The organism is Citrobacter sp. R4 (assembly GCF_026719175.1).
In the GTDB taxonomy this organism is placed as follows: Bacteria; Pseudomonadota; Gammaproteobacteria; order Enterobacterales; family Enterobacteriaceae; genus Citrobacter_A; species Citrobacter_A sedlakii.
Genome location: NZ_JAPPSU010000002.1, coordinates 485,973 through 501,383 on the forward strand (window position 1 = coordinate 485,973; position 15,411 = coordinate 501,383).

A 15,411-nucleotide genomic window follows, 5' to 3' on the forward strand; every position below is an offset into this window, starting at 1 on the left:
TTATCCACTCTGCGCTGTTCATTTTTTAGTCTAGTGCGTATTTACCGCGAAGTGTGCCGGGGGAAGCGATTCCCCCGGACGTCGGTTATTACATAATCACCAATTGATGGTTTGCCAGCAGGGTGGCGAGGTCGGTTTGTACGCCGTTCAGGGTGACCACGGTGGTGGAGGCGGAGACCCCGCCCGCACCGTCAAGATCCACATGAATTTCGGTGTTGCTGCCGTTCTGCACCACGCGGACGTAGTCTTCGATATTCCCCGCCTGGGCATCCAGCGTCGCGACGCTGTTGACGTAGGTGGCTGACCCGCTGCCGGTGTAGCCGCTGCCGGATAACAGTTCGCGCAGGTCGATACGATCGGTATCCGCCGTCCCTTCCCAGGTGCCGACGGTAAAGCCGTTGACCACGTCGCTGCCGTTGCCGCCAGTGGCGTCTGAGGCGTTGATCAGCTTGTACAACAGGGTATCGTGTCCGCCGTTGCCAATATTGAAAGTATCGTTACCGCCGCGCCCGTTGAAGACGTTTTCGCCGGTGCTGCCGGTAAAGACATCGTCACCGTTGCCTCCGGCAATCCCTTCAATGTTGACGAACTGTGCCTGACCAAAACCGGTGTTCTGCATCGCGCCGTTGCTGAGATCGATGTTCAGCGCAGCGCTGCCCGCCAGCGTGTAATCCACCACATCCATCCCGCCCTGTGCAGTCCAGACGTCCACATCCGACACGACGCGACTACCGCCGCCGCCGTTATAGATATGGGTGCCCGCGGTAGCGTTCAGCGTATCGTTGTAGCCGGTACCCACAATTCCCACGGTATTGCTGCCGTCGGTCGCCGCCAGTGCGCTATTCGCCGCTGACGCGCCGTCTTCCGCTGTCAGGACGTACGCATGGTTCTTCTCCACCGCCGTCAGGCCGCCCCAGGAAGCGTTGACGTTTTCAACCGTGTTCACTACGCCGGAAGCGTCAAACGTCGCCGACGACACGCCGCCGTAATCCTGACCGTTCGCCAGCAGCACCGCGCTGTACGACTTGCTGGCGTCCAGACCGTAGAAGTAGACCAGACCTGACGAGTCGTTCATGTTCACACCGCCCTGCGGGTTAATCACCTGCGAGCTGACTACCTTGCCGGTGCTCTCATCCACCAACAGCACGGTATTGCCATAGAAGGCGTTAATCCCGTTGGCATCGGCAATACGCAAAATCATGCTCGTGCCGTTGCTGATGGTGCTGGTGTTCTCGATGTATTCCGTTTTACCGCCCGCGGCGCGGAACACCACCAGATCCTTGTCGCCGTCATAATCCAGGTCCAGCGTCAACGCGCCAGTAGTGATGTTGGTGCTGCCCTGGTTCGCGCCGGTTAGCAAAGTCTGAGAAGACCAGTCAACCTGGTTGCTGCCGTTCACGCCGTTGTTGGTCCACAGCAGCCCCACGTTGCTGGTATTGGTGGCGATGGTCGATCCCGCCGCTCCGGCGATTTCGATCAGATCCATCCGGCCATCGCCGTTCCAGTCCACTGCCAGCGAGGACATACTGTTCACGCTGTCGCCCAGCGTCTGCACGTTTGACCCTACGCCCGCGCCGTTGGCCGCCGCGGTGAGTTTGCCGGTGCCGTCGTTATAGAAGATGGCGCTGGTGGCGCCGCCTTTGGCGGTCAACCCGGCAACAAACAGATCCATATAGCCATCGCCATTCAGATCGGACCAGGTTAGCGTGGTGTAATGGTTATCGGATGCGTTATCCCCGTTGAACACATCCGTGATCAGTTGGGTATTGGTCAGCGTCATATTGCCGTTAGCATCCACGCCGTTGGTTACGATCGCCAGACGGGAGTTGGAGCTACTGGTGCCTCCGGCCGAAGTCGTACTGGTGCCTGAGGTTGCGTGATAGGTAATGTCCACGTAACCGTCGTTGTTCAGGTCAACGCCCGATACTTCACGGTCCGGCGTCGGGTTACCGCCATTGGTCGAAGCCACGCCGTCCTGCGAGTTATTGGTATAGACATAAGCGCCGGTCTTATCAAACCCCATCACGGTGCCGTCAGTGTTGAGTACAAACCCGGAGTCATAGCCGCCCCGTCCTTCAGAGTCGTTCGGCGTTTCGTCGCCGTAGACCATATCCACATAGCCGTCGCCGTTGATATCGATCCCCATTGCGCCGCCGTACCAGCCGTAGACGTTGCCGTTCGGATCGTTAGTCTGGCCCGACACGCCATAAGCGCCCACCTGGAAGGCGGTATAGCTGCCGTCGGCGTTGTATTTGAACGACTGCTGTCCGTTGGCATAGCTGGTGTCCGCGCCGAGAATATCCATCAGGCCATCGCGGTCGAAATCGATAAACGACGACTGCTGCTGACGATCTGGTCCGCTGATCGCCACCGAGTCAAACGAGCCCAGGGTAGTCGAATCCGTCGCGTTCTGGGTAAAGACCGTCGAGTTACTGAGGATACGCCACGTCCCATCTTCGCCCAGGGTTAGCGCGGTACCGGTATCTTCCGAAGAGGCCGCGGATGACGTAAAGGTGATGGACGGCGTTGGCGAAACCGTCAGCTCACCAGTGGTGTCGTCATGGGTAATCTCCGTGCCATCGGCTTTAAACAGCGCGGCCTTCACGTCGTAAGTGCCCAGCGCCAGCGCGTCGCTGTCCGGGAGCTGCACGTACCAGGTGCTGTTTTTTGGGTCAATGACCACCGCGCCGTTGCGTGAGCTGTACACGACGTTATTGATCGTCACCTCCACGTATTCGCCCGGCAGGATTTCAAAGTCCACGCGCCCTGTAATAATCGGCGTGGTATCCAGCGTATTCTGGGTATCGGCATACATTTTGAGGTCGACAGTGAAATCAAATACCGGCGACTGCGCGCCTTCGTTGCCAGCGGCATCGACGACAACCGCATAGAACTCCCCTTTTTCGCCGTCAACCAACGGTTCGTTCAACTGGAACGTCCAGTCGGTGCCGTTGACGTCCGCTTCGCCGACCAGTGTGCCGTCGGCGCGGTAAATACGCACCATTTCCCCGGTCAGCAGACCTGTCGTCAGCGTGCCGTTCAGCACCGGCATACGATCGTCGGTTGTGGTGCCTGCCGCGAACTCGCCGCGTGAAGAGGCAACGTCGTCGGTATAACTGTGGATATTCACCGCGTTGGTGGATGCGGTCAGATCGACGGTGACAACCTGGTTCGTTGTCGCGCCCACGTTGCCCGCCACATCGACAACGCGGACCTGGTAAGTCTGATCGCCTTCCGGCAGCGTGCGCGAATCGACATAATGCCAACTGTTGCCGTTCGTCACGACATCATGCCAGGTCAGGCCGTTATCGACGCTAATCTGTACGCGATCGCCTGCGGCAAGCGGCGCGCCAAGGGAGCCGCTGAGGGTCAGCGAGGTATCGTTGGTCAGGAAGTCGCTGCTGCTGTAACCAGTATCCGTAGAGATACTGTCGATGCTGACCGTGATCGCGCCGTCCGGCGGGGTCAGATCGACGGACACCTGCTGGTGCGCGGTCGCGCCAATGTTTCCGGCGGTGTCGATCACGCGGACCCAGTAATCATGAACGCCTTCGCCCAGCGTACGCCCATCGGCAAACGACCAGCTATTGCCAATCACCGTAACGTTCTGCCAGGTGGCGCCGCCATCGAGGCTGATCTGGACGATCTCGCCCGGCGCCAGCGTCGCGCCCAGCGATCCCTGCAGACTGAGCGAGGTGTCTTTCGTAATAAAGTCACTACTGCTCAGACCACTGTCGTCCGTAATGCTGTCAAAGACGATGGTTTTCGTCGCGTCCGGTACCAGAGTATCCACGGTCACCGTCTGGCTGGTGGTCGCGCTGACGTTACCCGCCTGGTCGATCACGCGCAGCTGATAAATATAATCGCCGTCGGCGAGCGTGCGCCCGTCGGCAAACGACCAACTCAGTCCGCTGACGCTGACGTCAGTCCAGGTGTTGCCGCCATCAAGGCTGATCTGCACATGTTCACCGCTGGCGATCGCCGCGTTCAGCGAGCCTTGCAGGGAAATCTGGTTGTCATGCGTAATGTAATCGCTTGTCGACAGCCCGGTATCCTGGGTGATCGCATCAACGGAGATCAGCGTTACGGCTGGCGGCGTGGTGTCTACCCGCACCGACTGACTGTCGACCGATCCGACGTTACCCGCCGCATCAATCACTCGCACAATGTACAGATAACCGCCGTCCGCCAGGCTACGACCGTCGGCGTAAGTCCACTGTGTGCCGTTCACCAACAGATCGATCCAGGTTGTCCCGCCATCAAGACTGATCTGCGCGGTTTCGCCACTGGCGAGCGATGCGCTGAGCGAGCCGTCCAGTACCACCAGATTGCTGTTAGTCATGAAGTCGCTGCCGCTCAGGCCGCTGTCGCCCTGCACGGCATCAATGTTGATGATCTGGGCTGGCGCGGTCAGATCGACGTTCATTACCCGATCGGCGCTGGCGCTGTTGCCAATGGTATTGCTGACCTGCGCATTTACCGTATACGCCGTGCCGTCCGCCAGCGCGGCGACGTCGACGCTGCTCACTACGCAGCTCCACTGTCCGTTGCTGTCGACCACCGCGGTATAGCGATTGCCGTTAAGCGTGATGGTCACCGTCTGACCGGCAGGCGCGTCCGTCGTACCGCTGAGAGTCAACGGAGCACCTTGCTCTGCGGCATTGATCACATCATCGGTGCTGATGGCATCAATGGCGATAGTCGGCACATCACCGTTCAGGATCACGTTGTGCGTGACGTTACCTGCATTACCCGCCGCGTCGTTAACGGTGACGGAGATGGCATAGTTACCGTCCGCCAGGCCGGTAAAATCGCCCGCCGGGACGAATAGCGACCAGTTGCCGCTGGTATCTACCGTCGTCTGATACGTGTGCCCGTTAAAGGTCAGGGTTACCGTCTGTCCCGGTTCGGCAGTTGTGGTGCCGCTGAGGGTCTGTCCGGCTCGTTGCTCGCCACTGTTGATGATGTTGTCGCCCGCCACCGTATTGACGGTAATAACCGGCGCGCTGGCATCCACCGTCAGATTATGGGCAGCCTGACTTTCATTTCCCGCCTTGTCGCTGACAACAGCGGAAACCGTCAGCGGACCGTTGCTTAACCCGGCCAGATCGGTAGCAGGCACGGTGACGCTCCAGGTGCCGTTCGCCTGCACCTGCGCGGTGTAATTAGCACCATTCAGCGTTACCGTTACGGTCTGCCCCGCTTCTGCGCTGGTGTTGCCCTGCACGGTCAGCGGCTGCTGCTGTTCCGCCGCGTTCAGTACGTCATCCGCGGAGATCGTGTTGATGGCGATCACCGGCGCATCCGTGTCGATGCTGTAGCCGTGGGTGGCCGATGCGGAGTTACCTGCCGCATTGCTGACGCTGGCCTCCACGCGGGCGTTGCCGTCGGTCAGGGTCGCCAGTTCCGCAGCCGGGACGACCAGCGTCCAGTGGCCGGTGCTGTTGACAGTTACCGTGTACGACTTGCCGTTAAACAGCACGGTGACGTTCTGGCCGGCTTCCACGTTTGTGGTGGCGCCGGAGAGCGTCAGGTCTGCGCCCTGCTCGGCGGCGTTGATCACGTCGTCGGCGGTCACGCTGTTGATGGTGATGGCCGGTGCGGCGGTGTTCACCGTCACATCGTGGGTGGCCGAGCCGCTGTTGCCTGCCGCACTGGTGACGGTCACGGACACAGTGGTGGTGCCGTCGTTCAGCGCGGTGATATCTGCCGCCGGGACGCCGATGCTCCAGTTGCCGGATGCATCCACCACCGTGGTGTAGGTTTTGTTGTTAATGGTGACGACAACCGCGTCACCCGCCGCCGCACCGGTGACGGCGCCGCTGACCAGCTGCGTCTGGCCGTGTTCGGCGCTGTTGATGATGTCGTCCGTCGCCACGGTGTTGATGGTCACCACCGGCGCGGCAGTGTCAACGGTCAGGGTATGGCTGGCCGAACCGGTATTACCGGCGGCGTCTGCCACGCTGGCCGTCACTGCCCCCGTTGTGATGGAGGCCACGTCCGCTGCCGGGACGGTCACGCTCCAGCTGCCGTTGGCCTGTACCTGGGTGGTGTAGCCGGTGCCGCCAATCGTCACGGTCACCGTCTGCCCTGCCGGGGCGGTGGTGGTGCCGCCGATCAGCAGATCCGCCTGCGCTTCCGTGGCGTTCAGGATATCGTCAGCCGCGATGGTGCTGATGGCGATCACCGGCGCGTCCGTATCCACGCTGTAGTCGTGGGTGGCTGACGCTGAGTTACCTGCCGCATTGCTGACGCTGGCCTCCACGCGGGCGCTGCCGTCGGTCAGGGTCGCCAGATCCGCTGCCGGGACGACCAGCGTCCATGCTCCGTTACTGTCAACGCTGGCTGTATATGTTTTGCCGCCAAAGGTGACGGTGACGTTCTGGCCGGCTTCCACGTTTGTGGTGGTGCCGGAGAGCGTCAGGTCTGCGCCCTGCTCGGCGGCGTTGATCACGTCGTCGGCGGTCACGCTGTTAATGGTCACCACCGGTGCGGCGGTGTTGACGTTCACATCGTGGGTGGCCGAGCCGCTGTTGCCTGCCGCGTCGGTCACGGTCACTGACACAGTGGTGGTGCCGTCGTTCAGGGCGGTGATATCTGCCGCCGGAACGCCGACGCTCCAGTTGCCCGCCGCGTCCACCACCGTGGTGTAGGTTTTGTTGTTAATGGTGACCACTACCGCATCGCCCGCCACCGCACCGGTGACGGCGCCGCTGACCATCTGCGTCTGGCCGTGTTCGGCGCTGTTGATGATGTCGTCCGTCGCCACGGTGTTGATGGACACCACCGGGGCGGCAGTGTCAACGGTCAGGGCATGGCTGGCCGAACCGGTGTTACCGGCGGCGTCTGCCACGCTGGCTGTCACTGCCCCCGTTGTGATGGAGGCCACGTCCGCTGCCGGAACGGTGACGCTCCAGCTGCCGTTGGCCTGTACCTGGGTGGTGTAGCCGGTGCCGCCAATCGTCACGGTCACCGTCTGCCCTGCCGGGGCGGTGGTGGTGCCGCCGATCAGCAGATCCGCCTGCGCTTCCGTGGCGTTGAGAATGTCGTCGGCGGCGATGGTGCTGATGGCGATCACCGGCGCGCCCGTATCCACGCTGTAGTCGTGGGTGGCTGACGCGGAGTTACCTGCGGTGTTGCTGACGCTGGCCTCCACGCGGGCGCTGCCGTCGGTCAGGGTCGCCAGATCGGCAGCCGGGACGACCAGCGTCCATGCTCCGTTACTGTCAACGCTGGCGGTGTACGTCTTATTGCCAAAGATGACGGTGACGTTCTGGCCGGCTTCCACGTTTGTGGTGGTGCCGGAGAGCGTCAGGTCCGCGCCCTGCTCAGCCGCGTTGATCACGTCGTCGGCGGTCACGGTGTTAATGGTCACCACCGGCGCGACGGTGTTCACCGTCACATCATGGGTGGCAGTACCGCTGTTGCCTGCGGCATTGGTCACGGTCACTGACACGGTGGTGGTGCCGTCGTTCAGGGCGGTGATATCTGCCGCCGGAACGCCGATACTCCAGTTGCCCGCCGCATCCACCACCGTGGTGTAGGTTTTGTTGTTAATGGTGACGACGACCGCGTCACCCGCCGCCGCACCGGTGACGGCGCCGCTGACCAGCTGCGTCTGGCCGTGTTCGGCGCTGTTGATGATGTCGTCCGTCGCCACGGTGTTGATGGTCACCACCGGGGCGGCAGTGTCGACGGTCAGGGTATGGCTGGCCGAACCGGTATTACCGGCGGCGTCTGCCACGCTGACCGTTACGGTGCCGCTGGCGAGGGACGCCACGTCCGCTGCCGGAACGGTCACGCTCCAGCTGCCGTTGGCCTGCACCTGGGTGGTGTAGCCGGTGCCGCCAATCGTCACGGTCACCGTCTGCCCTGCCGGAGCGGTGGTGGTGCCGCCGATCAGCAGATCCGCCTGCGCTTCCGTGGCGTTCAGGATATCGTCAGCCGCGATGGTGCTGATGGCGATCACCGGCGCGCCCGTATCCACGCTGTAATCGTGGGTGGCTGACGCAGAGTTACCTGCGGTATTGCTGACGCTGGCCCCCACGCGGGCGCTGCCGTCGGTCAGACCAGCCAGATCGGCAGCCGGGACGACCAGCGTCCATGCTCCGTTACTGTCAACGCTGGCGGTGTATGTTTTGCCGCCAAAGGTGACGGTGACGTTCTGGCCGGCTTCCACGTTTGTGGTGGTGCCGGAAAGCGTCAGGTCCGCGCCCTGCTCGGCGGCGTTGATCACATCGTCGGCGGTCACGCTGTTAATGGTGATGGCCGGGGCGGCGGTGTTCACCGTCACATCGTGGGTGGCAGTACCGCTGTTGCCTGCGGCACTGGTGACGGTCACGGACACGGTGGTGGTGCCGTCGTTCAGGGCGGTGATATCCGCCGCCGGGACGCCGACGCTCCAGTTGCCGGATGCGTCCACCACCGTGGTGTAGGTTTTGTTGTTAATGGTGACGACGACCGCATCACCCGCCACCGCACCGCTGACGGCGCCGCTGACCAGCTGCGTCTGGCCGTGTTCGGCGCTGTTGATGATATCGTCCGTCGCCACGGTGTTGATGGTCACCACCGGGGCGGCAGTGTCAACGGTCAGGGTATGGCTGGCCGAACCGGTGTTACCGGCGGCGTCTGCCACGCTGGCCGTCACTGCCCCCGTTGTGATGGAGGCCACGTCCGCTGCCGGGACGGTGACGCTCCAGCTGCCGTTGGCCTGTACCTGGGTGGTGTAGCCGGTGCCGCCAATCGTCACGGTCACCGTCTGCCCTGCCGGGGCGGTGGTGGTACCGCCGATCAGCAGATCCGCCTGCGCTTCCGTGGCGTTCAGGATATCGTCAGCGGCGATGGTGCTGATGGCGATCACCGGCACGCCCGTATCCACGCTGTAGTCGTGGGTGGCTGACGCTGAGTTACCTGCGGTGTTGCTGACGCTGGCCTCCACGCGGGCGCTGCCGTCGGTCAGGGTCGCCAGATCCGCAGCCGGGACGACCAGCGTCCAGTTGCCGCTGGTGTCAACGCTGGCTGTATATGTTTTGCCGCCAAAGGTGACGGTGACGTTCTGGCCGGCTTCCACGTTTGTGGTGGTGCCGGAGAGCGTCAGGTCCGCGCCCTGCTCGGCGGCGTTGATCACGTCGTCGGCGGTCACGCTGTTAATGGTCACCACCGGTGCGGCGGTGTTGACCGTCACATCGTGGGTGGCAGTACCGCTGTTGCCTGCGGCACTGGTGACGGTCACTGACACAGTGGTGGTGCCGTCGTTCAGGGCAGTGATATCCGCCGCCGGAACGCCGACGCTCCAGTTGCCGGATGCATCCACCACCGTGGTGTAGGTTTTGTTGTTAATGGTGACCACTACCGCATCACCCGCCGCCGCACCGCTGACGGCGCCGCTGACCATCTGCGTCTGGCCGTGTTCGGCGCTGTTGATGATGTCGTCCGTCGCCACGGTGTTGATGGACACCACCGGGGCGGCAGTGTCAACGGTCAGGGCATGGCTGGCCGAACCGGTGTTACCGGCGGCGTCTGCCACGCTGGCCGTCACTGCCCCCGTTGTGATGGAGGCCACGTCCGCTGCCGGGACGGTCACGCTCCAGCTGCCGTTCGCCTGCACCTGGGTGGTGTAGCCGGTGCCGCCAATCGTCACGGTCACCGTCTGCCCTGCCGGAGCGGTGGTGGTGCCGCCGATCAGCAGATCCGCCTGCGCTTCCGTGGCGTTCAGGATATCGTCAGCGGCGATGGTGCTGATGGTGATCACCGGCGCCCCCGTATCCACGCTGTAGTCGTGGGTGGCCGATGCGGAGTTACCTGCCGCATTGCTGACGCTGGCCTCCACGCGGGCGCTGCCGTCAGTCAGGGTGGATAAATCCGCAGCCGGGACGGCCAGCGTCCATGCTCCGTTACTGTCAACGCTGGCGGTATATGTTTTGCCGCCAAAGGTGATGGTGACGTTCTGGCCGGCTTCCACGTTTGTGGTGGTGCCGGAGAGCGTCAGGTCCGCGCCCTGCTCGGCGGCGTTGATTACGTCGTCGGCGGTCACGGTGTTAATGGTCACCACCGGCGCGGCGGTGTTCACCGTCACATCATGGGTGGCAGTACCGCTGTTGCCTGCGGCACTGGTGACGGTCACGGACACAGTGGTGGTGCCGTCGTTCAGGGCAGTGATATCCGCCGCCGGAACGCCGACGCTCCAGTTGCCGGATGCATCCACCACCGTGGTGTAGGTTTTGTTGTTAATGGTGACCACTACCGCATCGCCCGCCGCCGCACCGCTGACGGCGCCGCTGACCATCTGCGTCTGGCCGTGTTCGGCGCTGTTGATGATGTCGTCGGTCGCCACGGTGTTGATGGTCACCACCGGCGCGGCAGTGTCAACGGTCAGGGTATGGCTGGCCGAACCGGTGTTACCGGCGGCGTCTGCCACGCTGGCCGTCACTGCCCCCGTTGTGATGGACGCCACGTCCGCTGCCGGAACGGTCACGCTCCAGCTGCCGTTGGCCTGCACCTGGGTGGTGTAGCCGGTGCCGCCAATCGTCACGGTCACCGTCTGACCCGCCGGGGCGGTGGTGGTGCCGCCGATCAGCAGATCCGCCTGCGCTTCCGTGGCGTTCAGGATATCGTCTGCGGCGATGGTGCTGATGGTAATCACCGGCGCGTCCGTATCCACGCTGTAGTCGTGGGTGACCGACGCAGAGTTACCTGCCGCATTGCTGACGCTGGCCTCCACGCGGGCGCTGCCGTCAGTCAGGGTGGATAAATCCGCAGCCGGGACGACCAGCGTCCAGTTGCCGCTGGCATCAACGCTGGCGGTGTACGTTTTGCCGCCAAAGGTGACGGCGACGTTCTGGCCGGCTTCCACGTTTGTGGTGGTGCCGGAGAGCGTCAGGTCCGCGCCCTGCTCGGTGGCGTTGATCACGTCGTCGGCGGTCACGCTGTTAATGGTGATGGCCGGCGCGGCGGTGTTCACCGTCACATCGTGCGTTGCAGTACCGCTGTTGCCTGCGGCACTGGTGACGGTCACGCTGATGGTTGCCATACCGTCGTTCAGGGCAGTGATATCCGCCGCCGGAACGCCGACGCTCCAGTTGCCGGATGCATCCACCACCGTGGTGTAGGTTTTGTTGTTAATGGTGACCACTACCGCGTCACCCGCCGCCGCACCGGTGACGGCGCCGCTGACCAGCTGCGTCTGGCCGTGTTCGGCGCTGTTGATGATGTCGTCCGTCGCCACGGTGTTGATGGTCACCACCGGGGCGGCAGTGTCAACGGTCAGGGTATGGCTGGCCGAACCGGTGTTACCGGCGGCGTCTGCCACGCTGACCGTTACGGTGCCGCTGGCAAGGGACGCCACATCCGCTGCCGGAACGGTCACGCTCCAGCTGCCGTTGGCCTGCACCTGCGCGGTGTAATTAGCACCATTCAGCGTTACCGTTACGGTCTGCCCCGCTTCTGCGCTGGTGTTGCCCTGCACGGTAAGCGGCTGCTGCTGTTCCGCCGCGTTCAGTACGTCATCCGCGGAGATCGTGCTGATGGAGATAACCGGCGCATCGGTGTCGATGCTGTAGTCGTGGGTGGCCGATGCGCTGTTACCTGCCGCATTGCTGACGCTGGCCTCCACGCGGGCGCTGCCGTCAGTCAGGGTGGATAAATCCGCAGCCGGGACGACCAGCGTCCAGTTGCCGGTGCTGTTGACAGTTACCGTGTACGATTTGCCGTTAAACAGCACGGTGACGTTCTGGCCGGCTTCCACGTTTGTGGTGGCGCCGGAGAGCGTCAGGTCCGCGCCCTGCTCGGCGGCGTTAATCACGTCGTCGGCGGTCACGCTGTTGATGGTCACCACCGGCGCGGCGGTGTTGACCGTCACATCGTGGGTGGCCGAGCCGCTGTTGCCTGCGGCACTGGTGACGGTCACTGACACAGTGGTGGTGCCGTCGTTCAGGGCGGTGATATCTGCCGCCGGAACGCCGACGCTCCAGTTGCCGGATGCATCCACCACCGTGGTGTAGGTTTTGTTGTTGATGGTGACGACAACCGCATCACCCGCCGCCGCACCGCTGACGGCGCCGCTGACCAGCTGCGTCTGGCCGTGTTCGGCGCTGTTGATGATGTCGTCCGTCGCCACGGTGTTGATGGTCACCACCGGGGCGGCGGTGTCGACGGTCAGGGTATGGCTGGCCGAACCGGTGTTACCGGCGGCGTCTGCCACGCTGACCGTTACGGTGCCGCTGGCAAGGGACGCCACATCCGCTGCCGGAACGGTGACGCTCCAGCTGCCGTTGGCCTCCACCTGGGTGGTGTAACCGGTGCCGCCAATCGTCACGGTCACCGTCTGACCCGCCGGAGCAGTGGTGGTGCCGCCGATCAGCAGATCCGCCTGCGCTTCCGTGGCGTTCAGGATATCGTCTGCCGCGATGGTGCTGATGGCGATCACCGGCGCGTGGGAGTCCAGGGTGACGGTATGGCTCGCACTGGCCGTGTTGCCACTGACGTTAGTCACGCTTACGCCAATCTGTTCGCGGCTGTCGGTCAGTAAATCCATCGCCGATGACGGTACAGTCACGCGCCAGGAACCGTCCGCCTGAACCTGTGCCGTAAAAGTCTGGTCAGCGAATTTCACCACCACAGTTTGACCCGCTTCCACGCCCTGAGTTTGCCCTGAAAGCAGCAGGTCTGCGCCTTTCTCCGCGGCGTTAATGAGATCGTCTGCGGAAACGGTATTGATCGTAATTGCCACCGGATCAAGATCCAGCTCAACCGGATGATCAACGGACACGGGGTTGCCCCAGCCATCCTGTGCGCTGGCTGTTACGGTCAGTTGTCCTGCGTTCCAGTTTTGCAAGTCGCTTGCCGGAACACCAATCTGCCAACCCCCGTTGCTGCTCACCACCGCCTGATAATTCACGTTATTGATAGACACCGTGACCAGCGTACCCGCCGCCAGATGGCTGCTGCTACCGCTCACCACCAGATCCTGATGGTGTTCGATGGCGTTAACAATGTCGTCGCCAGAAAGCGTATTTATACGCAGGCCCGGCAGCGACGCATTAATGCTGATATCGCGATCGCCGGTCCCGGTATTGCCATGACTGTTGGTTACGGAAGCGGTAAAGGTGAGGTCGCCATCGCCAAAGTGTTGCAGGTCGTTGGCCGGAATGGTCACCTTCCAGCTCAGATCATTTTCCACGGTAGCGCTGTAGCTTTTTCCGCCGACCTGAACGGTGACCGTATCGCCCGCCGCGGCATGGATGACACGACCGCTTAAAATCTGGTCGCTTTGCGTTTCCGCGTGGTTCACCAGGTTGTCGGTGGCGAAGTGATTAATGACCACCTGCGGCAGCGCCGTGTCGACGAGGAAGGATGCGCTGGTCGTGCCGCTGTTACCGGTGGCGTCCGTGCCGCTAACGGTGACATGATAGAGGGTATTGGCAAGGTTCAGTACATCAGAAACCGGCACCTGAACAGACCAGACGCCACCGTTGACCGTTGCGGTATAGGCGATATTGTTGAGCATCACGGTCAGGGTGCTGCCGTCCGCGAGAGTACTGGCGCCGCTTAAGGTCAGCGGCTGCATCGACTCCTGGGCGTTAAGTACGTTGTCCTGGCTAATAGTATCGACGGTGATCCCGACGGCCAGGCTGTTGAGAGTCACATCGTGGGTGGCTGTGCTGGTATTGCCCGCCGCATCGGTCACCGTCACGGTAATGGTGTGCTGCCCGTTGCTCATGGAATTAAACAACGAGGCCGGAACGCCCACGCTCCAGCTGCCGTCTGCCTGTACCACGCCAGTAAAGGTCTGATCACCAAACTGAACGGTCACGACGTCGCCGGGCGCGGCGCCGTTCGCCATTCCTGAAATCAGTTGAGCGACATCCTGCTCATCATCATTAAGGATATTATCGCCAGCTACGGGATTGACCGTCAGGATCGGCGCGGTGGTGTCGACAGTCAGTTGATCGGAGAAATCCGCCGCGTTCCCGGCTTTATCGCTCACTGAAACCGTCAAAGAATGGTCGCCATTCGCCAGCGCCTGTACGTCTGCGGCGTCCACCGTCAGCGCCCAGGTCCCCTCGTTCGTCACAAGGGCGGTATAGGTTTGGCCGTTCAGCGTCAGTGTGACCGTCTGCCCGGCTTCGGCAGTGGTTTTTCCGCTTAATGCCAGGGACGCGTTGTGCTCAACGGCATTGAGGATCTGATCAACGGCGATGCTATCCATCGACAGCAGCGGCGCCTGTGTGTCGACAGCGATCACCTGAGTGCCCGTCACCGTATTGCCCGCCGCATTCTGACCGCTTACGCTCACCGTCCAGCTCCCGTCAGCCAACGCAGCGGCATCCGCCGCCGGGACGTTGATCTGCCACTCCCCGTTCGCGTCGACGCGGGTGAGATAGCTTTTACCGTTTAGCGTGACGGTCAGTTGCGTGCCCTGCGCCAGATGACTGCTACTGCCTGACAGCGTAAACCCGGCAGACTGTTCACTGGCGTTAATCACATTATCGTTAGCCGTTGTCGCCAGCGTGAGGGTTGCCTGCGTGGTATCGACATTGACCGTAATTTTGCCTGCTGAGGTGGACTCGCCACCGTTGATTTGCACGACAGACCAGGTATGTACGCCGTCGGTCTGCGTGGGCAGCAGTACCGTCCAGACCCCATTTGCATCGACCATTGTACTGGCGATGGTGTTGCCGTTGCTGTCTTTGATTTGAATTGTCGCGCCCGGATGGCCGGTCCCGCTGAAGGTCGGCGTGTTATCGTCGGTCGTGGCATTGGCGGTCAGACCGCCCTGTTTGTCGCCCTGATTATCGGTGACCATGTAGGTTGGCGTATTTTTGGTGTTATCAACGGTTTCAGTTTCGGTCACTGTGACTGTTTTCGTTTCACCGCCGTCATCATTAGCCAGCAGCGCGCCAATCGCGCCGCCGCCCAACGCGGCACCTGCCAGCCATGCCCACGGAAAATCATTCTCTTCGCTGGCGGCTTCCGCCATCAACGGTTCGATGCTGTCGATCGGCGTCGCATGCGCCGTCAGCTCAACCGCGTCCAGGCTGGCAACATTGCCCACATCGTCAAAGGTCACGTGGGTCAGTCCCGTTTCATCATTGAAAACCAGTTCAGAGTGCAGTTTCGACTCGGGATCTTCGGTGAAATAGCCGCTGCAACGAATCACGCTGCCGTCTTTCATGTAGATCAGCAGGTCGTTGCCCTGGCGGACGTAGCGGGCCACATCCTGAGCGGAACCGAGGATTTCGATCACGGAAGCGCCGGATACTGCGACGGAAAGGTTGCCTTCGCCCGACAGGACGGTTTTTTTCGCGGTGTGACGATTGATAATGTTTGCGGTTTTTAATGTATTCATAGTCTGGCTCATAAAGGTCAGTTAATCAGTACTACGCTTGCGGGTCGCGTCCCTGAGGTCATGGT

At 62.1% G+C, this 15,411-nt stretch carries 1 protein-coding gene; it reads right to left on the minus strand.

Annotated features, from left to right (window positions below):
* Positions 1-88: 88 nt before the first annotated feature.
* Positions 89-15,346, minus strand: coding sequence for an Ig-like domain-containing protein (locus OOJ60_RS07865; RefSeq protein ID WP_205612355.1), 15,258 nt, complete (start codon positions 15,344-15,346; stop codon positions 89-91).
* Positions 15,347-15,411: the final 65 nt, after the last annotated feature.

What these genes read in the sequence shown, in the direction of transcription:
- OOJ60_RS07865 (WP_205612355.1), bottom strand. Translation starts at nt 15,346, where the DNA reads ATGAATACATTAAAAACCGCAAACATTATCAATCGTCACACCGCGAAA.